General features: G+C 66.2%; 25 protein-coding genes. 16 read left to right on the top strand and 9 right to left on the bottom strand.

Annotation, left to right across the window (positions count from 1 at the left end; genetic code table 11):
• Window positions 1-13: 13 nt before the first annotated feature.
• Entirely contained in the window at window positions 14-223 is a 210-nt protein-coding gene (locus C935_RS0100425) for a DUF2905 domain-containing protein (RefSeq protein ID WP_018860547.1), read from the bottom strand.
• Complete coding sequence (gene rpiA, locus C935_RS0100420) at window positions 223-882, bottom strand: ribose-5-phosphate isomerase RpiA (RefSeq protein ID WP_018860546.1); 660 nt, start codon at window positions 880-882, stop codon at window positions 223-225. Before rpiA ends, C935_RS0100425 begins: the two co-directional genes overlap by 1 nt.
• 96 nt (window positions 883-978) lie before the next feature.
• On the opposite strand from rpiA, the gene ilvA reads away from it, so the two are divergent.
• From ilvA to C935_RS0100405, 3 genes are all read left to right on the top strand, one after another.
• Window positions 979-2,493: a threonine ammonia-lyase, biosynthetic gene (gene ilvA / locus C935_RS0100415; protein ID WP_018860545.1), complete on the top strand. Its 1,515-nt coding sequence runs from the start codon at window positions 979-981 to the stop codon at window positions 2,491-2,493.
• Between the two features lie 120 nt (window positions 2,494-2,613).
• Window positions 2,614-3,036 (top strand): rhodanese-like domain-containing protein, encoded by a 423-nt coding sequence (locus tag C935_RS0100410; RefSeq protein ID WP_018860544.1) that lies wholly within the window; start codon window positions 2,614-2,616, stop codon window positions 3,034-3,036.
• Between the two features lie 61 nt (window positions 3,037-3,097).
• Window positions 3,098-5,431 (top strand): EAL domain-containing protein, encoded by a 2,334-nt coding sequence (locus C935_RS0100405; protein ID WP_038044411.1) that lies wholly within the window; start codon window positions 3,098-3,100, stop codon window positions 5,429-5,431.
• A gap of 20 nt (window positions 5,432-5,451) precedes the next feature.
• On the opposite strand, the gene C935_RS0100400 is transcribed toward C935_RS0100405, so the two are convergent.
• From C935_RS0100400 to purM, 4 genes are all read right to left on the bottom strand, one after another.
• Window positions 5,452-6,858, bottom strand: a complete 1,407-nt coding sequence (locus tag C935_RS0100400; RefSeq protein WP_018860542.1) for an NAD(P)/FAD-dependent oxidoreductase — start codon at window positions 6,856-6,858, stop codon at window positions 5,452-5,454.
• Between the two features lie 171 nt (window positions 6,859-7,029).
• Window positions 7,030-7,830 carry a DUF3108 domain-containing protein gene (locus tag C935_RS0100395; RefSeq protein ID WP_026278555.1) on the bottom strand — a complete coding sequence of 267 codons (801 nt, stop codon included), beginning with the start codon at window positions 7,828-7,830 and terminating at the stop codon, window positions 7,030-7,032.
• The gene (purN, locus tag C935_RS0100390; protein ID WP_018860540.1) at window positions 7,781-8,518 is read right to left on the bottom strand and encodes a phosphoribosylglycinamide formyltransferase; all 738 of its coding nucleotides are present in this window, start codon (window positions 8,516-8,518) and stop codon (window positions 7,781-7,783) included. The genes C935_RS0100395 and purN overlap by 50 nt, the downstream gene beginning before the upstream one ends.
• A complete protein-coding gene (gene purM / locus C935_RS0100385) occupies window positions 8,515-9,573 on the bottom strand; it encodes a phosphoribosylformylglycinamidine cyclo-ligase (RefSeq protein WP_018860539.1) in 1,059 nt (352 codons plus the stop codon). The genes purN and purM overlap by 4 nt, the downstream gene beginning before the upstream one ends.
• A 425-nt stretch (window positions 9,574-9,998) precedes the next feature.
• On the opposite strand from purM, the gene C935_RS0100380 reads away from it, so the two are divergent.
• Genes C935_RS0100380 through hda form a run of 3 tightly spaced genes read left to right on the top strand, consistent with a single transcriptional unit; the run spans window position 9,999 to window position 12,834 of the window.
• Window positions 9,999-11,030, top strand: a complete 1,032-nt coding sequence (locus C935_RS0100380; RefSeq protein ID WP_018860538.1) for a DUF2066 domain-containing protein — start codon at window positions 9,999-10,001, stop codon at window positions 11,028-11,030.
• Entirely contained in the window at window positions 11,027-12,106 is a 1,080-nt protein-coding gene (locus C935_RS0100375; RefSeq protein WP_018860537.1) for an AI-2E family transporter, read from the top strand. Before C935_RS0100380 ends, C935_RS0100375 begins: the two co-directional genes overlap by 4 nt.
• A 32-nt stretch (window positions 12,107-12,138) precedes the next feature.
• Window positions 12,139-12,834, top strand: coding sequence for a DnaA regulatory inactivator Hda (gene hda, locus C935_RS0100370; RefSeq protein ID WP_018860536.1), 696 nt, complete (start codon window positions 12,139-12,141; stop codon window positions 12,832-12,834).
• A gap of 18 nt (window positions 12,835-12,852) precedes the next feature.
• On the opposite strand, the gene C935_RS0100365 is transcribed toward hda, so the two are convergent.
• From C935_RS0100365 to arsC, 3 genes are read right to left on the bottom strand one after another with little or no spacing between them, the layout of a single operon-like run.
• Window positions 12,853-13,209 (bottom strand): DUF2069 domain-containing protein, encoded by a 357-nt coding sequence (locus C935_RS0100365; RefSeq protein WP_018860535.1) that lies wholly within the window; start codon window positions 13,207-13,209, stop codon window positions 12,853-12,855.
• Window positions 13,206-13,820 (bottom strand): NAD(P)H:quinone oxidoreductase, encoded by a 615-nt coding sequence (gene wrbA, locus C935_RS0100360; protein ID WP_018860534.1) that lies wholly within the window; start codon window positions 13,818-13,820, stop codon window positions 13,206-13,208. The genes C935_RS0100365 and wrbA overlap by 4 nt, the downstream gene beginning before the upstream one ends.
• Window positions 13,817-14,173: an arsenate reductase (glutaredoxin) gene (arsC, locus tag C935_RS0100355; protein ID WP_018860533.1), complete on the bottom strand. Its 357-nt coding sequence runs from the start codon at window positions 14,171-14,173 to the stop codon at window positions 13,817-13,819. The genes wrbA and arsC overlap by 4 nt, the downstream gene beginning before the upstream one ends.
• 22 nt (window positions 14,174-14,195) lie before the next feature.
• Here arsC and C935_RS0100350 point away from each other — a divergent pair, with 22 nt between their 5' ends.
• The 10 genes from C935_RS0100350 (at window position 14,196) to queE (ending at window position 21,795) form a co-directional block, all read left to right on the top strand.
• A complete protein-coding gene (locus C935_RS0100350; RefSeq protein WP_018860532.1) occupies window positions 14,196-14,486 on the top strand; it encodes an acylphosphatase in 291 nt (96 codons plus the stop codon).
• Window positions 14,487-14,567: 81 nt separating this feature from the next.
• Complete coding sequence (gene ruvB / locus C935_RS0100345) at window positions 14,568-15,617, top strand: Holliday junction branch migration DNA helicase RuvB (RefSeq protein ID WP_018860531.1); 1,050 nt, start codon at window positions 14,568-14,570, stop codon at window positions 15,615-15,617.
• The gene (ybgC, locus tag C935_RS0100340) at window positions 15,614-16,066 is read left to right on the top strand and encodes a tol-pal system-associated acyl-CoA thioesterase (RefSeq protein WP_018860530.1); all 453 of its coding nucleotides are present in this window, start codon (window positions 15,614-15,616) and stop codon (window positions 16,064-16,066) included. The genes ruvB and ybgC overlap by 4 nt, the downstream gene beginning before the upstream one ends.
• Before the next feature lie 40 nt (window positions 16,067-16,106).
• A complete protein-coding gene (gene tolQ, locus C935_RS0100335) occupies window positions 16,107-16,781 on the top strand; it encodes a protein TolQ (RefSeq protein ID WP_026278554.1) in 675 nt (224 codons plus the stop codon).
• Between the two features lie 3 nt (window positions 16,782-16,784).
• Window positions 16,785-17,237, top strand: a complete 453-nt coding sequence (tolR, locus tag C935_RS0100330) for a protein TolR (protein ID WP_018860528.1) — start codon at window positions 16,785-16,787, stop codon at window positions 17,235-17,237.
• A gap of 11 nt (window positions 17,238-17,248) precedes the next feature.
• Entirely contained in the window at window positions 17,249-18,262 is a 1,014-nt protein-coding gene (gene tolA / locus C935_RS0100325; protein WP_018860527.1) for a cell envelope integrity protein TolA, read from the top strand.
• A 32-nt stretch (window positions 18,263-18,294) separates the two neighbouring features.
• Entirely contained in the window at window positions 18,295-19,581 is a 1,287-nt protein-coding gene (tolB, locus tag C935_RS0100320) for a Tol-Pal system beta propeller repeat protein TolB (protein WP_018860526.1), read from the top strand.
• A gap of 40 nt (window positions 19,582-19,621) precedes the next feature.
• Window positions 19,622-20,188 (top strand): peptidoglycan-associated lipoprotein Pal, encoded by a 567-nt coding sequence (pal, locus tag C935_RS0100315; RefSeq protein ID WP_018860525.1) that lies wholly within the window; start codon window positions 19,622-19,624, stop codon window positions 20,186-20,188.
• A 144-nt stretch (window positions 20,189-20,332) separates the two neighbouring features.
• A complete protein-coding gene (gene ybgF, locus C935_RS0100310) occupies window positions 20,333-21,100 on the top strand; it encodes a tol-pal system protein YbgF (RefSeq protein ID WP_026278553.1) in 768 nt (255 codons plus the stop codon).
• Window positions 21,097-21,795, top strand: a complete 699-nt coding sequence (gene queE, locus C935_RS0100305; protein ID WP_018860523.1) for a 7-carboxy-7-deazaguanine synthase QueE — start codon at window positions 21,097-21,099, stop codon at window positions 21,793-21,795. Before ybgF ends, queE begins: the two co-directional genes overlap by 4 nt.
• The last annotated feature ends 2 nt before the right edge of the window (window positions 21,796-21,797 follow it).

Raw genomic sequence — 21,797 nt, 5'->3', positions numbered from 1 at the left:
CTTTCTCGTTTAGTCAGCGGCGAAAGATCGCGAGAACGATCGAGATCACCACACTCACGATAATCATTGTGGTGATCGGGAAATAGAACCGGGCGTTCTCGCGTTCGATCACGATATCGCCCGGCAGCCGGCCCCAGGGAATCTTTCCCAGCCAGGGCCACAGCAGGCCGATCAGCACGATCAGCCCGCCGATGACGATCAGCCACTTGCCGGTCTCGCTCACTAGGCGGTCATTTCCTCGACGCCAGAGGGAGAGCCGACCAGCATCACGTCCGCCGGGCGGCGGGCGAACAGACCGTTGGTGACCACGCCGGCGATGTGGTCCAGTTCGGACTCCAGCTCCACCGGATTCATGATGCGCAGGTTGTGTACGTCCAGAATGACGTTGCCGTTGTCGGTCTTGAAGCCCTCGCGCAACTCCGGATTGCCGCCCAGCTTCGAAAGCGCACGGGCCACGTGGCTGCGGGCCATCGGAATCACCTCGACCGGCAACGGGAAGGCCCCCAGGTAGTCCACGATCTTGGTCTCGTCGACCACACAGATGAAGGTCTTCGAGGCCGCGGCGACGATCTTTTCGCGGGTCAGCGCGCCGCCTCCACCCTTGGTCAGGTGCAGGTGGCGCGTCGCCTCGTCGGCGCCATCGACGTAGATGGGCAGCGGGCCGGCCGAGTTCAGATCCAGGACCTCGATCCCGTGGCCGCGCAGGCGCTCCGCACTGGCCTCGCTGGAGGCCACCGCGCCGTCGATCTTGCTCTTGATCCCGGCCAGGGCATCAATAAAGTAGTTCGCGGTGGAGCCGGTGCCGACCCCCACGATCCAGCCACTTTCGATGCGCGCGAGCGCGGCCTCGGCGACCGCTTTCTTCATTTCGTCCTGAGTCATTACGCTGTCTCGTCTGTGATGTCCATAACCCACCGAGGATACCGACTGGCGCGTAATCGAGACAAGCATGATTCGCGCCGTGCTATCGTTCCGGCCATGACAGTCCCCTACCTTGAGAAGATCCTCACGGCGCGCGTCTACGATGTCGCGCGCGAGACGCCGCTGGAGCCGATGCCGACGCTTTCGCAGCGTCTGGGGTCCAGTATCTGGCTCAAGCGCGAGGACCTGCAGCCGGTGTTCTCGTTCAAGCTGCGCGGAGCCTATAACAAGATCGCGCAGCTCACGCCCGAGCAGCGCAAGAAAGGCGTGATCGCCGCCTCCGCGGGGAACCATGCCCAGGGGGTGGCGCTGGGGGCAAGCCACCTGGGGATCAAGGCGGTGATCGTGATGCCGGTGACCACGCCGTCGATCAAGATCGCGGCCGTGCGCCGCTATGGTGGCAAGGCGGTGCTGCACGGCGACTCCTTTGACGAGGCGGCCGCGCATGCGCGGGCCCTGCAGGAGAAGCACGGCTATACCTTTATCCACCCGTTCGACGATCCGGACGTGATCGCCGGGCAGGGCACCGTGGCGATGGAGCTGCTGCGCCAGCATTCCGCACCGCTGGATGCGGTGTTCGTCTGCATCGGCGGCGGCGGCCTGGCGGCGGGTATGGCCGCCTACATCAAGCGCCTGCGTCCGGAGATCAAGGTGATCGGGGTCGAGCCGGACGACGCCCCGTCCATGTACAAGGCGCTGCAGCAGAATCGTCGCGTCACGCTGAAGCAGGTCGGGATCTTTGCCGACGGCGCCGCCGTGCGTCAGGTGGGCAAGGAGACCTTTCGCCTGGTGCGCGAGCTGGTCGACGAGGTCCTGCTGGTGGATACCGACTCGATCTGCGCCGCGATCAAGGACGTGTTCGACGACACCCGTGTGCTGGCGGAACCGGCAGGCGCTCTGGCCGTGGCCGGGATGAAGCAGTACATCGCGCGCGAGGGAATCACCGGGGGCGACTTCGCCGCCGTGCTGAGCGGCGCCAACATCAATTTCGACCGCCTGCGCCACGTCGCCGAGCGTGCGGAGATCGGCGAGCACCGCGAGGCCCTGTTCGCGGTGACCATCCCCGAGCGTCCGGGGAGCTTCCGCCAATTCTGCCAGGCCATCGGCAAGCGGGGCATTACGGAGTTCAACTATCGCTACGCGGACGACGAGCGTGCCCATGTGTTTGCCGGGATCAAGCTGGAAGGTGGCGACAGCGAACGCCAGGCGATCCGCGAGACGCTGGAGGCGCAGGGCTACGAGGTCATGGACATGACCGAGAACGAGGTGGCCAAGCTGCACCTGCGGCACATGGTCGGTGGTCATGGCGGCGAGGTCCGCAACGAACGCCTGTACCGCTTCGAGTTTCCCGAGCGCCCCGGGGCGCTGCTGAACTTCCTGACCCACATGGGCCAGACCTGGAACATCAGCCTGTTCCACTACCGCAACCACGGGGCCGCCTATGGGCGCGTACTGGTGGGGATGCAGATCCCGGCCGAGGATCGCGCGCGCTTTCGCGAATTCCTCAAGGAAGTCGGCTACCCCTGGCACGAGGAGACGGCCAACCCGGCCTACTCGCTGTTCCTGCGCTGAGCATGCTCGCTTCCGCGACATAACCTGTGGCGGACTGATATCTTCCATCTACAGCGGAATATCGAAAAGGCACGGTAGCCAGGGAGTGTGATGGCAGGGATTGGTGTGTGCAGAGTCGGTATGATCGCGTTGCTCTGGGCGACCCTGATGGGTGCCTCGGCGGCAGACGCGCCCTATCGTGCACCGGACTCCATCCCGGGTACCGAAATGATCGGTGCGGACGGGGCCTGGCTCCGCTTTCGCGAGGGCGTGCCCTTTATTGATACGCGCCTGCCTGCCGACTACGAGGCCGGACGCATCCCGGGCGCAATCAACCTCACCATCATGCGCGATCCCGACGATCATCGGGATCGTTTCACGCGTGAGCGCCTGCTCGAAGTAGTGGGGGGCACCGATCGGCCGGTGGTGGTCTACTGCAACGAGCGTGATTGCTGGCGCACCGAGGCGGCCGTCCGGCGGGCCCAGGAGTGGGGCTTTACCCGCGTTCACTACTTCCCGGGTGGCTACCCCGAATGGACCCGTTATGGCTATCCGTTCGAGTAGCGAGACGCCCCGGTTGGGGACGGTCCGTCGCCTGTCGTTGCGCACGATCTTGACGCTGGTGATGTTCGGGAGCCTGCTGGTACTGGCCGTGGCCATTGCGGTAGGAACGCAACTCGCCATGGGGCAGGCCGAGCAGCGCTTCGATCGCCTTGGGATCGAAGGGCAAAGGGCTGTCTGGAATCAGACACTCGAGAACGAGCACCAGCGCCTGCGCTCCGAAACCACCTCGGTGACGCGCAACCAGGACCTGCTCGATGCCCTGGCGGGCGACGAGCCCGTCGGTCCGTATGCCGCTCCACTGGATAACCGCCTGCGGGCGGGAGGCGTTGCCGACCGGGTTGTCGTGCTGGATCGCGGCGGTCAGGTGCGCTTTGACTCCGATCCGCGCAAAGAGCCGGTCTTCCCGCTGGCGGATTCGGCCCTGGACGACGGCCGATTTCACCAGGGTTTGCACCACGTGCCGGGTGAGGCCCTCTATGCCGGGCTCGCGGTGCCGGTCTACCGAGCGGGCCAGCCGCTGGGGGTGGTGCTGTTGATGCGCGACCTGGCCGGTGGCGCATTGCGTTCGTTGGCGCAGGCAAGCCAGGGACAGGCAGCCCTGCTGGACCGGGAAGGTGCCCTGGGACGCACTGCCCCAACGAGCGTGGCATTGCCCCTGGGCAGGATCTGGCATTCCGAACCCATGGCGAGTCGCGTACGGGGTGACGACCATGCCTATCAGGTGGTCCACCTGCCGCTGACCCCCTACAACGAGGATTACCCGCAGGCCAATGTCGTGCTGGTTCGGGATATTACCGAGTCCGTCAGGACCCAGGAGTTGATCAACACGGTGACCTATGCCTTTGCGCTGTCGGTTTTTGTGCTGATCGCCGTTGGGTTGTACGCCTGGTTGGGGCGTACCTTGCGGCCCCTTCGGCAGGCGGTGGATACGCTGGAAGAGATTGGCCACGGCCGCTTTCCGCAAGAACGACTGGCCGACTGTCGGGTTTTCGAGATCGCCAGCCTGCAGGAGGCCACGGGCACCATGGCCAAGCGTCTGGAGCGCATGCTGGAGATGGAAGAGGAGAACGCACGTCTCGCCTTTCGTGATGCGCTGACGGACCTGCCCAACCGCCGTCTGCTTCTGGAACATCTTGACCATGCGATCCACGCGGCGCGCCGCACCCGCGAGCACGCAGCCTTGCTGCTACTGGATCTCGACAACTTCAAGACCCTGAACGATACCTGTGGACATTCGGCGGGGGATCAATTGCTGCAGGTCATGGCGCAGCGTCTGACGGGGCGCCTCCGCGCGCAGGACATCGTGGCGCGCCTGGGAGGTGACGAATTCGTGATACTGCTCGAGGCGTTGTCCGCCGACCGGGATCAGGCCGCCGTGGATGCGCGTGCGCTGGCGGGCGAGTTGCTGGAGGCACTGAGCCAGCCGGTCACCATCGACGGCATCGAACACGCGATGTCCGGCAGCTTCGGGATCACGGTGTTTCCCCAAGTCCACGATACGCCCGAGGAACTGCTCAAGCAGGCCGACTTTGCGATGTACCAGGCCAAGCGCCAGGTCCGGAATGGGGTGCGTTTCTACGACCCCGAGATGCAGCGGCTGCTGCAGCGGGAGGCGGAACTGGAGCGCGGTCTGCGCCAGGCACTCGACGAGGGGCAACTGCTGATTCACTTGCAGCCGCAGGTGGACGACCAGGGACAAATCACCGGGGCGGAGGCGCTGATGCGCTGGCCTTGCGCCGATGGCAGCTGGGTGTCACCGGCCGAGTTCATTCCCGTTGCCGAACATAGCGGCCAGATCGTGGAGATCGGCCGCCTCGCCTTGCATCAGGCCTGCGCGACCCTGAGCCGCTGGCAGGCGAATCCGCGGTTGGCGGGGCTTCCCATATCGGTGAATCTGTCGCCTCACCATCTGCGTCAGGGGCGCTTGCTGGACGAGGTGCGCGGGCTGTTGAGCGAGTATGGGGTGGATCCCTCGGTGCTGCAGATCGAGGTGACCGAAAGCGTGATGGTCGATGCGACCGAGACGCTCATGTCCAACTTGGAGGCCCTGCGCGCGCTGGGTATACGCCTGGCGCTGGACGATTTTGGCACCGGGTATTCGTCACTCGGGTATCTAAAGCGCCTGCCGCTGGACATACTGAAGATCGACCGCTCGTTCGTGCGGGATCTGGAGACGAATATCGACGATGCCAATATCGTCGCCACGGTCACGGCCATTGCTCACCATATGGGCCTGGCGCTGGTCGCCGAGGGTGTTGAGACCGAAGGGCAGCGCGCGTTCTTGCTGCGCCATGGCTGCCACGGTTTCCAGGGCTTCCTGTTTCATCGCCCGATGCCCGTCGCCGCATTCGAAGACGAGGTCGCGCGCCAGGGGGAGCATGCCGGCTCGTCATGACCCGCCGGGCAACCCCCCGGCTAAAGTCCGAAGATCTCGGACTTCAGGTTCCACTTCGACGCAAGCGTTTCCGTAGCGTTGAGGAATTCCTCGGCGCGGGCCGGGTGGTTCCACTGGCCGCGGGCGAGCCAGGCCAGCGCGGTATCGCGGTCGGGGGCCAGCGACAGGATATGGATCAGTTCGCCGGCGTCGCTTCCGATGACCTCGCCGCCCAGCAGGGCGCCGGTGTCCATGTCGCCGATCAGGCGTACGAAACCCTCCGGCTCATCCTGGCCCAGTGCGCGAGGGGAAGTCTCGAAGGCGGCGAAGCCAACCGCCGGTTCCAGTTCCTCGTCCTCGGCATCATCCTCGTCCATCCCCAGGCGCGCCATCTCTACTGCGGAGTAGATCGCGATCGGCACGAAGCGCTCGTCCTGCTCGCGGGTGTTGCCGTTCTGGATGTTCTCCACTGCGATGGTGGCGTCCGCGAGGGCGTGGTTGGCCGTTTGCCATTCGCTTGCGACATCGCCGATCGCATAGATGTGGTCGACGTCGGTCTGCAGGGTGGGGCGGCGCTTCACGAACCCGTGGCTGTCGGTCTTGATCCCGGCCTCATCGAGGTTCAGGTCCTCGGTATGCGGGGTGCGCCCGGTGCCGAGCAGGACCCAGTCGACCTCATGGGCGTTGCCGTCGGTATCCGTGATGACGACGCCTTGCTCGGAGGTCTCGACGCTTTCGTAGCCCTTGACCCGGATCGGTTCGATGCCGTCCGCCGCCAGTCGTTCCTTCAGCGTACCCAGTGCCTGTGGGCTGAATTTCTGGGCGGACAGTGGCTTCGAACGCGACAGCCAGGTCACCTTCTTGCCGAGGTGATGGAAGATCCAGGCGAACTCGGTGGCCACCACGCCGGAGCCGATGATCGCGACGCGTTCGCCTGCGGGCGGCTTGTCATCGAACAGCATGTCGGTGGTCAGCACGCGACCGGGTTCGGCCTCGAACGGTGCCGGCACGGTCGCGGTGGCGCCCGTGGCGATGATGGTGTGCCGAGCCTGGACGGTTTCGGTGTCTTCCTCCGTGGTTACCTCCAGGGTCTCGGCGTCGCGGAAGCGGGCGGCACCGTGCAGGTAGCGGATCTTCAGGTGCTTCATGTAGCCGAGGTAGGAATCACGCACCGTGGTGACGACATCCTTCTGGTGGTCCCAGGCACGGCCCATGTCGGCCTTGAGGCTGCCGCTGATGCCGCGGCCCTCGAAATGACGCTGGGCGCTGACCAGGCGCGCGGTGTGATACCAGTCCTTTTTCGGTACGCAGCCACGGTTGAGGCAGCAGCCGCCCCAGTCGCCTTTTTCGATAATGACGACGCTGAGCCCGCGCAGGGCGCCCAGAACGGCGGCACGATAGCCCCCTGGGCCACTTCCGATGATGGCCAGGTCAAAGGTTTCGCTCATGATGTCTAGCCCGAATGTTTCGTGAATTCGTTCGATGATCGCGCCGGCGACTGGGCATGCAAAGGGGCTTTCCGCGGCGGCGCCGGATCGCGATTATACGGACTGTCGAGGAAATTTCCTTGTACGTTCAAGCGGCAAGCGAGGGCGGACCCAATTGGCGAAACATTCCGGCTAGTCGTTCAGGTCAATGATCGGGTCGTGCCATTCCAGTCGGGTGAGCTTCAACTCGAACACGCGGCCGTCGGCTTCGTAGTCAAAACGCACCGGGATGTGGCTGAGGTCGGGGGCAAACCAGGCGGAGAGTTCGATGTCGCTATCCTCGCTTTTGCGTACGATGCGCACCGTTTCGATGCGCCCCATCGGGGACTCGATGGTCTCGGTGTCGGCGTACTCGAAGCGGTACTGGCGCAGGCGATCACGTTCCAGGGTCTGCACCGTTTCGCCATCGCCCTCGCCAGCCAGGTCGCCCGCTTCCAGGCGCTGCATCATAAAGTAGAGCGAGCCGAGAAAATCCAGGGTGTGAGGTGGGACTTCGAGTTCGAAACGCTCGTTGTCCACGTGCCCGATCGCGCGGTCTTCTTCCCAGTCGAAGCGTGTTTCGACCTTGCGCTCGCGCCGGGGTGTGATCTCGCGACTGCGCGACGTCACCAGCTGCAGTCCGACATCGTTGGCGTTCATCAAGGCCTCGCGGCTCAACTCGAAGCGCCCGAGAATCCGCAGGAAGCCGGATACATGGGCATCCATGGCCATGCGGGTCTGCACATCTTCGTGATTCAGCGTGATCCGGGCGTTCAGGGTGTTGCCCATGGCCTGGGCCTCGTAGCTGGCCGTGAACGGCGGCAGGCGGGGGCCCTCCCGGGGTTCGTCCGCTGTCGCGGGCAACAGCAGGATCTGTCCCAGCAGGAGCAGGGCCGCCAGCAGGCTAGTCCGCGTCGCGCGGCGCAGGGCTCCGTTCATCGGGAGCTTCAACATCGGGTACGACCTCATTGGTTGCGAGCTGCAGCGGGACCGTCAGCGGGGTGTTGTCCCCGGTCACGATGCGGTCGCGCCACTGAATTTCCCCTGAACACAGGCGCCGCACGACCTCGGGATACAGCCGGTGTTCGGCACGCTGGACACGGGTGGCGAGACTCTCGGGCGTGTCCTCGGGCAGGACCGGCACGCGGGCCTGCATGATCACCGGGCCGCCGTCCAGTTCGCGGGTGACAAAATGCACGCTGGCGCCGTGTTCGTGCTCCCCGTCGGCCAGCGCGCGGACATGTGTGTCCAGCCCACGGTACTTCGGCAACAGGGAGGGGTGAATGTTCAACAGCCGTCCCGTGAAGCGATCGACGAATCCGGGTGTGAGGATGCGCATGAAGCCGGCCAGGATCACGAGATCGGGGTGAAAGGACTCGATCACCTCGGCCAGGTCTTCGTCAAAGGCCTCACGCGACGGGTAGTCGCGGTGGTTCAGGACGCGTGCCGGGATCGCGTGCTGTTCGGCATAGGCCAGTCCCCCTGCGTTGGGGCGGTTGCTGACGATGCCCACGATCCGGGCCGGGACGCGGCCATTGTTGCAGGCCTCGATCAGGGCGCCCAGATTGCTGCCGCGTCCGGAGATCAGCACGACCAGGCGCGGCAGGGAATCCGGGTTTGCGGGTCCGGCGGTGCTGCTCATCGCGCGGCGTAGACCACCCCGGGAGCCGTGGCGTCGCAGTCCTCGATCACGCCGATCGGCCAGCTCGGGATCCCTGCCCGCGCCAGTGTCGAGCTGGCGGCTTCGACACGGTCTTCGGGGATGATCACGGTCATGCCGATCCCGCAGTTGAATGTGCGCAGCATTTCTTCAGGCGCGATGTCGCCGGCCTGCTGCAGCCATTTGAATACCGGCGGCCACGGCCAGGCATGGGCGTCGATACGCGCGCACAGCGGGTCCGGCAACACCCGCGGGAGGTTCTCGGTCAGGCCGCCGCCGGTGATGTGGGCGGCCGCGTGTACCGGCAACTGTTGCATCAGATCCAGCAGCGGGCGCACGTAGATCGTGGTCGGGGCCATCAGGGCATCGCCCAGCGTGGTGCCGTCGGCCCCCGGCAGCGAGGCATCCAGGGCCGCGCCGGAGTGTTCCAGCACGCGCCGGATCAGGGAGTAGCCATTGGAGTGCGGGCCGCTGGAGGCCAGCCCGAGCACGACGTCGCCCGCGCTGACCCGGGTGCCGTCGATCAGGGCCTCCTTTTCGGCGATGCCGACCGCGAAGCCCGCAACGTCGTAGTCCTCGCCCTGGTACATGCCCGGCATCTCGGCCGTTTCGCCCCCGATCAGGGCGCAGCCGGCCTGTTCGCAGCCGGTGGCGATACCGGTGACGACATCCGCGGCGATGTCGACGTCCAGGTGCCCGGTGGCGTAGTAGTCGAGGAAGAACAGCGGCTCGGCCCCCTGCACCACGATGTCGTTCACGCACATCGCGACCAGATCGACGCCGATGCTGTCATGGCGCCCCGTCTCCTGGGCCAGACGCAGCTTGGTGCCAACGCCGTCGGTACCGGACACCAGCACGGGCTGCCTGTAGCGGTCCATTGGCAGCTCGAACAGGGCGCCGAAGCCGCCCAGTCCGGCCATGACGCCGGGGCGCTGCGTGCGTGCGGCGTGGGGTTTGATGCGTTCGACCAGCTCGGCGCCGGCCTCGATGTCGACACCGGCCTCGCGGTAGGTCAGGCCTGAACGGGTTTCGGACATGGGTACCCTGGGTGTTGATGGCCGCATCCGGTATCCGGCGGCGCTCGCGGAATCCGGCATGGTAGCGAGGCGCCGGGGGGCGTGCAAAAAATCGGGCGGTGGAGGTTAGGGAAACACTGATGAATGTGCACGCTCGCGCTCGAGTCGCTATTGCGTGCGAACAAGGCGCGGTGACCGCCGTGCAGTCATTCTGCACAAGGGAGCCGCAACGCCGTGCGCGCGCAAAAGCGGCCGAGCCCCTTCGGGGTTGGCACCCCAGGTTCCCCGGTCCTGCGTTGCGCCGCTTGCGGGTAGAACCACTACCCGCTGCACGACGCGCCTTGTCTCGGAAAACCTGGGGTACCAACGCGAGCGTGTACATTCATCAGTGTTTCCCTGGGGCGCTGTGGTATTTTGGGCGCCTGTCGAAAACACCATTCAACCCTATGCTGCGCCTCTTTCGCCCGTCCCGCGCCCTGGCTGCGTGCCTTCTCCTGTGTCTGCTGTTGGGGGCCTCCCCGTTGCTGGCGGATGATGCCGTCGTGGTGAACGTCCACGCAGAGGACGAGACGACCGCGCTGGCGCAGGGTCTGGAACGGGCGCTGGTGCGCGTGGCCGGGCAGCGCTCGACTGAGTTGCGCGAACTGGCACAGGTCCTGTTGCTGGAACTCGATGAGGATGGGCGCATTGAGGCCCTGCGTCGACGCCAGGAAGTGGACAACGGCGAATATCGCCTGGAGTTTGATCGGGGCCGCCTGCGCAGCGCGCTGAATGCCGCCGACGTCCCCGTGGTGCTGGGCGCGCGCCCGCAGCTGCTCGTCTGGGCGGTGTACGAGGAGGGCGGGCGCCGCCACCTGCTGGGCTCCACCCAGGACTCGGCCGACGTGCTGGCCGCGGTCGACGTGCTGGGACGTGACCGCGGGATGCCCTTTGTGCTCCCGTTGGGGGATCTGGAGGATCGCCGGGCCGCGCAGGCGGGGGATGTGATTGGTGGCGTGACCGAGCCGCTGCAGGAAGCGGCCAGGCGCTACGGGCCGACGGGTATCGTGGCGCTGCATGTACGCTCGGTCGGGGGTGCTGCCGAGGCGCGTGCTATTACCGTGCATGGTGGGCGCGAGTACCGCAGTGAGGGCCGTGGCGAATCCCCGGCCGCCGCGGCCCGCGCGGCGGTTGAGGATGGTCTTGACCAGGTCGTGGCACCGCTGGCGCGCGTCGCCGCCGAGCCCGACTGGGTGAAACTGGGCTTTGTCGGGGTCGAGGGCTTTCCCGCGTTCGAGGCGTTGCGGCGGGAGCTGGCGCAGATCGAGGCCATCGAGAGTGCAAGGCTGGATTCACTGGGTGGTAACGCGGTGACGCTCGAGGTGCGCACGGGACTGGCTCCGGATGACCTGGTAGACCTCTTGCACGCCAGCGGCTACGGCGTGGCGGAAGACCCGCACGGCGATTCCGAGGCGAAGGCTTGGCTGCGCCGCGAGTGAACTCTCCGGCACCGTTCTCCACCGCCACGCTGGCGGCCCTGGTCGGGCTGGTGATCCTGGGGGTTGCACTCTATCTACTGGCGCCGATTCTCACACCGTTTCTGATCGCGCTTCTGATCGGCTACCTGTTCAACCCGCTGGTCACGCGCCTGGCGGTGCGCACGGGCGGTTCGCGCACCCTGGCCACGCTGGTGATCTTCGTGCTTGTCATGCTCGGGCTGGCGGGGCTGGTGCTGGTCCTGATCCCGCTGGCCATGGCCCAGTTCGAACGGTTGATGCTGCTGCTGCCCGAGGTGATTGCGTGGTTCGACGAGCAGGTCCGTCCCTGGATTGAGCAACACGCGGGCGATCGCCTGCCGGCCCTGGAGCCGGCGGCACTGCAGGAACTGCTGGCCGAGCACTGGCGCGAGGCCGGCGGGCTGGCTGGTGGGTTGCTGCATTGGCTGGGCAGCTCGACCGGTGCCCTGGTCCTCGGCGTGCTCAACCTGGTGCTCATCCCGGTGGTGAGCTTCTATCTGCTGCGGGACTGGCCACGGCTGGTCGCGGGGCTGCATGACCTGCTGCCGCGCACTTGGCGTGACCCGGTCACGCGTTTTGCGGTGGAATCGGACAATACCCTGGGGGCATTCCTGCGCGGGCAGTTGCTGGTGATGCTGGCGCTGGGGCTGTTCTATGCGATCACCCTGAGCGTGGCGGGCGTGCAGATGGGGCTGGCCATTGGCTTGATTGCCGGGCTGGTCAGCTTCATCCCCTATGTGGGCGTGATCGTGGGTATCGTGCTGGCCACGGCGGCGGTGCTGTTCCAGGGCGATGGCTGGACGCTGTTGCTGGTGGTGCTGGTGATCTTCGCGGTGGCGCAGATCCTGGAGTCGGTGGTGCTGACCCCGTGGCTCGTGGGGGACCGGACCGGGTTGCATCCGGTGGCGGTGATCTTTGCCGTGCTCGCCGGCGGTCAGCTGTTCGGGTTCTTCGGGGTCCTGCTGGCGTTGCCGGTGGCGGCGGTGCTCGCAGTGGCGGTGCGTCAGGCTATGGCGCGCTATCGGGCCATGAACGCAGCCGAGGCCGATACCCCGTGAGGCCCGAAGGCAACAGCCCGCTCGAGCGTCAGATGCCGCTGGACCTGCGCCTGCGAGACGCCTCGCGTTTTACCGGTTTTTGCGCCGCGGGCAATGCCCTGGCGCGGGATGCCGTGCAGGCCCTGAGCGCCGGGACCGGGATCCAGGAGCCGCAGATCCTGCTGCATGGGCCGTCCGGTTCCGGCAAGACGCACCTGTTGCAGGCCGCCTGTCACCAAGGCCACGAGCGCGGGGAGCCGGTCAGCTACCTGCCGCTTGGCGAGGTGTGTGATGCGCCGCCGATGGCCGTGCTTGATGGCCTGGAGCGCTCGCGTCTGGTGGCGCTGGACGATCTCGAGGCCGTGGTGGGACGCGGGGACTGGGACGAGGCCCTGTTCGGGCTGATCAACCGGCTGCGCGATGCCGACTGCCGTGTGCTGCTGGCGGCTGCAGCGGCCCCCGAGGGCCTCCGAGTGCGGTTACCGGATCTGGCTTCGCGCCTGGCCTGGGGCCCGGTGTTCCGCATGCAGCGGCCGGATGATGCGGCCTGCAAGGAGATCCTGGCGCAGCGTGCAGCCCTGCGTGGGTTGGAGTTGCCGGAGCCGGTGGCGGATTACCTACTGCGCCGTTGCTCGCGCGACCTTTCGACGCTGCTGGAGTTGCTGGACCGTCTGGATTTGGCCGCGCTGGCCCAGCAGCGGCGACTGACCATCCCGTTCGTGCGCGAACAGCTGGCCCGCATGGGCTGAACCCGGGGTTGCTTGAGCTTACTCGGCTGCCGCGCGGGCCCGCCGGGCGTCCAGTTTCACGAACAGCAGGCTGCCCGCGAACCAGGCCAGACTGGCACCGGTCATCAGGAGGCCGTAGAGCCGGTCTTCGGCGGCTGCCCCGATGGTGATGCCGAGCGTGATGTAGGCGAGTGCCAGCAGGCTGGACCAGGCGTGGGTGTAGCGCCTTCCGTGCAGCATGCCGCGCAGCGGGAACAGCAGCGGCATGACGAGCACGATCAGCGCCAGCCATACCGGGACGATTTCCGGCGGGGCGATCCAGGTGGTCCAGATCAGGATCAGCAGCAGCAATCCCAGAAAGCCGACGAGGGCCAGGGCGCGGGACAACGCGATCATGCCGGGGCGCCCGAAGCCTTGAGGCGCAGGGCAATTCGGGCGACGCGTTCTCCAAGGGATGCAGCGATGCGCTGTTCGTCGCGCGTAACCGCCTGCTCGCCCTGAGTGCCGGCCACATGGCTGGCACCATAGGGAGTACCGCCGCTGGTGGTGCTGTTCAGTTCTGGCACGGTGTAGGGCACGCCGACCCACAGCATGCCCTGATGGATCAGCGGCAGGGCCATGCTCAGCAGGGTGGTCTCCTGGCCGCCATGCTGGGTGGCGGTGCTGGTGAAGACGCCGAAGGGCCGGTCCACCAGCCCGCCGCTGGCCCACAGCCCGCTGGTGCCGTCGAGGAAATACTTCAGCGGCGCGGCCATGTTGCCGAAGCGGGTCGGCGAGCCCATGACCAGCCCCGCGCATTCCTCGAGATCATGCAGCTCGGCGTAGGGCGGCCCGTCCTCGGGTACTGCAGGGCGGTCCTCGCCGATGTTCGTGGCAACCGGGGCTACGGTGCGCACCCGCGCGGTGGCGCCGGCCTTCTCGACGCCGGTCGCGACCTGGCGGGCCAGCTCGGCGGTCGCCCCGTAGCGGCTGTAGTACAGGACCAGGATCTCCGCCGTCGTGCTCACGACAGGATCTCCAGCACCTGTTCCGGCGGGCGTCCGATGCGGGCCTGCCCCCCGACGACCAGAATCGGGCGCTCGATCAGCTTCGGGTGCTGGACCATGGTCTGGATCAGCGCCTCGTCATCCATCTCGGCGTCCTTCAGGCCCAGTTCGCGGTACTCCGCTTCGCCCGTGCGCAGCAGGTCGCGGGGGCGGCGACCCAGCTTCTCGATCACGCCCTTCAGGGTGGCGGCGTCCGGCGGCGTCTTCAGGTACTCCACGATCTCGGGCTCCACGCCCTGCTCCCTCAGCAGGGCGAGGGTCGCGCGCGACTTGCTGCAGCGCGGGTTGTGATACAGCGTAGGGGCATCGGACATGAATCGACTCCGGAGGTCATCGATGGCAAATGCCCATGATACCCATGCCCGCCGCTGGCATGTCAGGGGGCGCGTGCAGGGCGTGTTCTTCCGCGCCTCGACCCGCGAGCAGGCACAGGCGCTCGGGCTGGCGGGGTATGCGCGCAACCTGCCGGACGGACGTGTGGAGGTGCTGGCGGTCGGTTCCCCGGATGCCCTGGACCGGTTGGAGGCATGGCTTTGGGAGGGACCGCGCATGGCGCATGTGGAGGAACTGGATGCGCAGGTTGTGAGCCCGCCCGAGCCGTTGCCCGCAGGCTTCGATACCGGTTGAATCGGGAGCTTTCGGGACGCTTCCTCTAAAGTTGTACGGGGGTCTATAAACGCCATCGCGACGGATGCATACTGCGGGGTCATGGAATCGCGCCTGGTCGATATGCAGAGTCAGTCGGAGGACACGCGGGTGGAGGTCAGCCTGCGTCCCAAGCGGCTGGACGACTACACCGGACAGCCCCGAGTGGTCGAACAGTTGGGGTTGTTTATCGAAGCGGCGCGCGGGCGTGGCGAGGCCCTGGACCATACGCTGGTGGCCGGCCCTCCGGGGCTTGGCAAGACGACCCTGGCCCATATCGTGGCGAACGAGCTGGGGGTGGGGCTGCGCCAGACTTCCGGCCCGGTGCTGGAGCGTGCCGGTGACCTGGCCGCGATCCTGACGGCGCTGGAGCCCCAGGATGTCCTGTTTGTCGACGAGATTCATCGCCTGCCGACCGTGGTCGAGGAGATCCTCTACCCGGCGCTGGAGGACGGCCAGCTCGATATCGTCATTGGCGAGGGGCCGGCCGCGCGCTCGATCAAGGTGGACTTGCCCCCGTTCACACTCGTGGGAGCGACCACGCGTGCCGGCCTGCTTTCGGCCCCGTTGCGTGACCGGTTTGGCATCGTGCAACGACTCGATCATTACACTGTCACCGACCTCGCCCATATTGTGTCCCGTGCCGCCGGATTGCTGGGTGTCGGGATCGAACCCGACGGGGCGGCGGAGATCGCGCGCCGCGGGCGGGGTACGCCGCGTCTGGCGAATCGTCTGCTGCGGCGCGTGCGCGATTATGCCGAGGTCCGTGCCTCCGGCGTGATTACCGCCGAGGTCGCGGGCCAGGCCCTGGATCTGCTGGCGATCGATGCCTCGGGCCTGGATGCCCAGGACCGCCGCCTGCTGGAGGTACTGGTCGAGAAATTCGACGGCGGGCCGGTCGGGGTGGAGAGCCTGGCTACTGCGCTGAACGAGGATCGCGGCACACTGGAGGACGTCGTCGAGCCATTTCTGATTCAGCAGGGATATCTGCAGCGTACGCCTCGCGGGCGTCAGGCTACGCGGCGGACGCTGGCGATGTTCGGTCCGACGACAGCTGCGGCGGAACCCGATCTTCTCACGCCGGTCGACAGCCAGGGCGGAGATCGTCGATGACGGATTCTGCTGCCCCGTTCGCGTGGCCGGTGCGGGTGTATTACGAGGACACTGACGCTGGTGGTGTGGTCTACCACGCGAACTACCTGAAATTCATGGAACGCGCGCGCACTGAATGGTTGCGTGCGCTGGGGTTTGAGCAGGATGCATTGCGCGAGGAATGCGGGATTGTGTTTGCGGTGCGCCGCTGCTGTGTGGATATGCGGCGGCCGGCGCGCTTCAATGACGCCCTGACGGTCACCTGCCGGCTGCATTCGCTGCGCCGGGCCAGCCTGGAGTTCCATCAGACCGTAGAGCGTGATGGCGAGGCGCTGGCGAGTGGCGAAGTGGGCATTGCCTGTGTCGAGGTAGCCCGTCAGGCACCCGCCGCAATCCCCGCTCCGGTGCTGGAGGCCCTGCGCCGACATCATGATCATGGGCCGGCCGCCCACGCGGCCGGAGCCAAATAACGCTGTAACGGGAGACGGACAAGTGGCAGTCGACTTTTCGATGTACCAGCTGGTGATGGAGGCGACCCTGGTGGTCCAGCTGGTGATGGTGATTCTGGTGCTCGCCTCCGTGCTCTCCTGGCTGGCGATTATCGTCAAGGCCAGATCCCTGAATGCGGCGCACCGCGCCTGTGACGACTTCGAGGAGCGTTTCTGGTCGGGTGCCGATCTGTCGCATCTGTACGAAGGGGTGCGTCGCAAGCCAGAGATGTCCGGGATGGAGCATGTATTCTCCTCCGGCTTCAAGGAATTCCTGCGTGCCCGACAGCACGGGATCCCGGCCGGCGAGCCCGCGCACCGTGCGATGCGGGTAGCGATCGCCCGCGAAATTGATGACATGGAGCGCTACCTGCAGTTTCTTGCCACTGTGGGGTCGACCAGCCCGTACATCGGCCTGTTCGGCACGGTCTGGGGCATCATGCATGCGTTTCTGGGGCTTTCCGGGGTGCAGCAGGCGACCCTCGCGATGGTCGCGCCCGGTATTGCCGAGGCGCTGATCGCGACCGCGTTGGGTCTGTTCGCCGCGATCCCGGCCGTGATTGCCTACAACCGCTTCGCGGGTGATGTCGATCGCGTGGCTGTGCGCCTGGAAAACTTCAATGACGAGTTTGTGGCCTTGCTGAACCGGCAGGTGCATGCCAAGACCGCGGAGACGGCCTCCGAGGCCACGGCCTGATCCATGTCCGAGTCGCGCCGTAACAGCAGCCGCCTGCGGCGGCCCATGTCCCAGATCAACGTCGTGCCGTTTATCGACGTGATGTTGGTGCTCCTGATTATCTTCATGATCACCGCGCCGATGCTGCAGCAGGGCGTGGAGGTTGACCTGCCGGAGGCGGATGCCGAGGCCCTCGACCAGGACGAACAGGCGGCCGAGCCATTAGTGGTGACCGTGGACTCCAGTGGAGCGATGAGTCTGAACCAGGGGCCGATCGTCAACGAGCCGCTGGCCCCGCAGGAGATGACCGAAATCGTGCGCGAGTTCCTGGCGGAACATCCGGGGACGCAGACTTTTGTGCGCGGCGACCGTAATGTGGACTACGGGCGTGTAATCGACGCCATGATCGCCCTGCAACGAGCGGGCGGTGGGCGTGTCGGCCTGATCACCGAGCCGCCGCGCGAAAACAGCGACTGATCCCTGCCGCCGTGTTCGAGCTTGTCCGCCGTCATCCTGTCAGCTTCCTCCTCGTGCTCCTGTTACACGGGGCGCTGTTTGCGGCGTTGATGTTCAATATCAGTCTGATCTCTCCCACCTCCTCGCGCGCGGCGGTCGAGATCTCGGTACAGGAGGACATCGAGGTCATTGACGCTGTGGCGGTGGATGCCGAGTCGTTCGACCAGGTCGAGCACCAGCGCGAGGTCGCGCGCCAGGAAGAGGTTGCCGAGCAGCTGCGTGAAGAGGAAGAGCAGCGCCGGGCCGAGGAGGAGGCCCAGCGCGAGGAGGAACGTCGCCAGGCCGAGGAGCAGCGCCGTCGCGAAGAGGAAGAACGGGCGCGGCAGCAGGCGATCGAAGAAGCCGAACAGGCACGGCGCGAGGCCGAGGAAGAGCGCCGTCGAGCGCAGGAAGAGGCCGAGGCCGAACGTGAGCGCATCCGTGCCGAGCGCGAAGCGGCGGAAGAGGCCCGGCGCGAGGCGGAAGAACGCCGCGAACGCGAGGAAGCGGAACGGCGCGAGCGTGAGGAGGCCGAACGCCAGGCCCAGGAGGAGCAGGAGCGCCGCGAACGGGAAGAAGCCGAACGGCGAGCCCAGGAAGAGGCCGAGCGTCGGGCCGAGCAGGAGCGTGAGCTGGAAGAGCAGCGCCGGCGCGAAGCGATGGAGCGCGAACAGGAGCGCCTGGCGGAGGCGCGCGAACGGCGCGAGGCCGCCGAGCGTCAGGCGCAGATGGATCGCGAGGTGGATGAGTGGCGTTCCCAGGTGCAGTCGGTAGTCCAGCGGCGCTGGCGTCAGCCGTCGGATATCGACTCCTCGGACCGTGCCATTGTTCTCGTGCGTGTGAACGAGACCGGGCGTATCATCGACTTCGATATTGAAAGCTGTTCCGGCGACAGCCGGTTCTGCGACTCCGTGCGACAGACCATGGACCGTCTGAGCTCGTTGCCACGCCCGCCGGATGCGAGCGCGGTGCGTGGCGGGGTGCGGATCCGATTTGAACCGGACTGATTCGCGGGTCACGCCCGCCTGACGAGGAGCTCATGCGACGACTGATTCACTGGATGCTGCCGGCCATGCTGCTGCTGTGGGCAGCGCAGGCACAGGCCGTACTGGAAGTCACGGTCACCGAGGGCGTCACCGGGGCGATACCGGTGGCCGTCGCGCCGTTTACCTACGAGGGGGAGGGCGAGCTCGACGAGGACATCTCCCAGATCGTCGCGGCCAACCTTGCCCGCAGCGGACTGTTCAACGTCGAACGGGATGATCTGCCTTCGGCCCCGTCCGGGCCGGCGGACTTTCTCGCCGAGCCCTGGGCCGACGTCGGGGTGGAGTATCTGGTGGTCGGCAATCAGCGTCGCGATGGCGATGACGTGCTGGTGGAATTTCACGTATTTGATGTGCTGTCCGAGGAACGTCTGGGCGGCTGGCGCATTCCGGTGCCCGGCGACATGCTCCGGCGCGGAGCGCATCGCATCTCGGACATCATCTACGAACAGATCACGGGTGACCCGGGGGCATTCAGTGCGCGCATCGCGTTCGTCAGCGTGGAGCGGAACGGCGATGATCGTCGCTTTGCACTCGAGGTAGCCGATTCCGATGGCGCCAACCCGCGCACCCTGTTTCGTTCATCCAAGCCGATCATGTCGCCGGACTGGTCGCCGGACGGGCGCGAACTCGTGTACGTCTCGTTCGAGAACCGCCGCTCCGAGGTCTATCGCCAGAATGTGGAGACGGGCAACCGTGAGCGGGTGGCCAGCTTTACCGGCATCAACAGTGCGCCCGCCTGGTCCCCCGATGGTCGCTATCTCGCACTGAGCCTGTCACGCGACGGGGCGCCGAATATCTACCTGATGGAGCTCGAGACGGGCGAGATGCGCCAGATGACCCAGACCAGCTCGATCGAGACCGAACCGGTCTGGTCGCCGGATGGCGAAACCCTCTATTTCACCTCCGACCGTGCGGGCGCACCGCAGATCTATGCGCTGCCACGAGAGGGGGGCAGCCCGCGGCGTCTGACTTTCGAGAGCGGCTATGCGGCCGCAGCGACGGTGTCTCCGGATGGGCGTTATCTGGTCTACGTGCACGGTGGTGATGGCGGATTTCAACTGGCCCGTCTCGATTTGAACGACCGTCGTGTGACCCGCCTCACGGAAGGACGGGACGCGGAATCGCCAAGCTTTGCCCCGAATGGCAGCATGATCATCTATGCCATGACGGACGGTGGGCGTGGCGTTCTCGGCTCGGTGAGCCAGGATGGACAGGTACATCAGCGCCTCGCCGCCAGGGAGGGCGAGGTGCGTGAACCGGCCTGGTCACCCTTGAACTGATCTTTATCGACAACTGCAGCATTTTGAGGATAACGACGTGATGAGCACGATCTTTCGCTGGGTTTTTGTGGCCATGGTCATTGGGGCGTTGTCGGCATGTGCGACACCGACCCGTGATGCCGAAGATGCAGAACGCGAGGCCGAGCGGGCCGCGGCCGAGGAGGCCGAGCGTGAGCGCGCCGAACGCGAGGCTCGTGAGGCCGAGGCCCGTGCGCTGGGTCGCGATCGGCAGTTCGATGCCGACGCACTGGACGATCCGGACAGCCCGCTGGCCGAGCGCCTGGTCTATTTCGAGTTTGACCGCGACGAGGTGCAGTCGCAGTACATGGACATGCTGGAGGCGCATGCGGCCTATCTGGCGCAGAACTCCGGTGCCCGCCTCCGCCTGGAGGGCCATACCGACGAGCGTGGTACCCGCGAGTACAACCTGGGGCTGGGCGAGCGCCGCTCGCAGTCGGTGCGCCGCATCCTGACTCTTAATGGTGCCTCGGATGACCAGATCGAGGTCATCAGTTATGGTGAAGAGATGCCGGTCGCCTTCGAACAGAACGAGGAGGCCTGGGCCAAGAATCGCCGGGTCGAACTGGTCTACGAATCCCGGCGCTAGATGACGGGAGGCGCCATGCGGCGTTTGGCAGGTAGGAGTAACCGAAATGCCCCTCCGGGGGCATTTCGTTTTCAATCGCGAACCGTGGCAGGGTCGGCCTCGGGCGTGCCGCGTGCCCCTTCGGGGGCATTTCTGTTTCCGCGAGTGGGTGTGGCTGTCGGTGCGGGTTTGCTCGTCCTGGCGATGGGCTCGTGGAGCCCGCTGGTCAGCGAGGCAGTGGCCCAGGACGACGTCTTCGCGACACAGTCGCAGATCCGCGATCTTTCCCGGCGCCTGGAGCGGATCGAACGGACGCTTGATTCCAGCGCGATGCAGGAACTGCTGCGCGGCGCGGAGACCATGAACCGGGAAATGCGCGAGTTGCGAGGCGAGGTGGAAACCCTGCGTCACGAGCTGGACCGCCTGAATGCCCGTCAGCGCGACCAGTTCCGCAACCTGGACGAGCGCGTGGCTACATTCGAGACCGGCGAGGCTGCCCCGGCGGATGCGGCTGCGCCGGCGGAAGAGGTCATGGAATTCGACCTGCCTGAAGCAGACGAACAGGCGGCCTATCAGGAGGCCTTTGACCAGTTGATGGCGGGTGACTACAGCGCCGCGATGAGCAGCCTCGAGCGATTCATCGAGGATTACCCCGACAGTGACTATTCGGCCAATGCCTGGTACTGGCTGGCCGAGGCCAGATACGCCAGTGGCGACTTCGAGGCCGCCCTGGAGGACTTCGAGCGCCTTCGGGAACAGTATCCCGAGAGCGACAAGTCCGGGGATGCCCTGCTCAAGATCGGCTATTCGCATTACGAGCTGGGCAACGAAGATGAGGCCCGCGAGGCGCTCGAGGCGGTGCGTGCCGATTTCGGCGGCACGACACTCGACCGTCTGGCGCGCGAGCGTTTGCGTCGGCTCGACGGGCAATGACCGAGATCCCTGTGCGCGCTGTGCGCGCACCAACCGCGGAGACGTCGGGCAGCCCGCCCCGGGTCCGTATCACCGAGATGTTTGTCTCGCTTCAGGGCGAGGCGGCGGATGCGGGCTGGCCAACCGCATTTGTGAGGCTGACCGGGTGCCCGCTGCGTTGCCGCTGGTGCGACAGCGGCTACGCCTTCGAGGGGGGCGAGGTGCATACGCTGGACTCGATTCTGGCGTGGGTCGCCCGGGCGGGTGTGCGGCATGTCTGTGTCACGGGCGGGGAGCCGCTGGCTCAGCCGGGTTGCCGGATACTCCTGGCGCAGCTGTGCGCCGCGGGCTATCGGGTGTCCCTCGAGACCAGTGGTGCACTCGACATCGGCGGGCTCGATGCGCGCGTCTCGGTCGTCATGGACTGGAAGGCGCCGGATTCAGGCGAGCAGGGACGCAATTTGGAGGCCAATATTCCCCACCTGGCGGCTGGCGATCAATTGAAGTTCGTGCTCGCCAACCGGGCTGATTTCGACTGGGCGCGCGCCGAACTCGGGCGCCTGGACCTCGCGCCCGGGGTCGAGGTCCTGTTCTCGCCGGTATACGGCGAGCTTGCGCCGCGCGAGCTCGCCGACTGGATCGTGGCCGAACGACTGCCGGTACGGTTTCAGCTTCAGCTCCACAAGCTCCTGTGGGGCGATCAGCCGGGGCGCTAGTC

It is taken from the genome of Thioalkalivibrio sp. ALJ3, from assembly GCF_000377205.1.
Lineage (GTDB): Bacteria > Pseudomonadota > Gammaproteobacteria > Ectothiorhodospirales > Ectothiorhodospiraceae > Thioalkalivibrio.
Note: the sequence above shows the minus strand (reverse complement) of the source record. Positions and strands in the feature narration are given on the sequence as shown.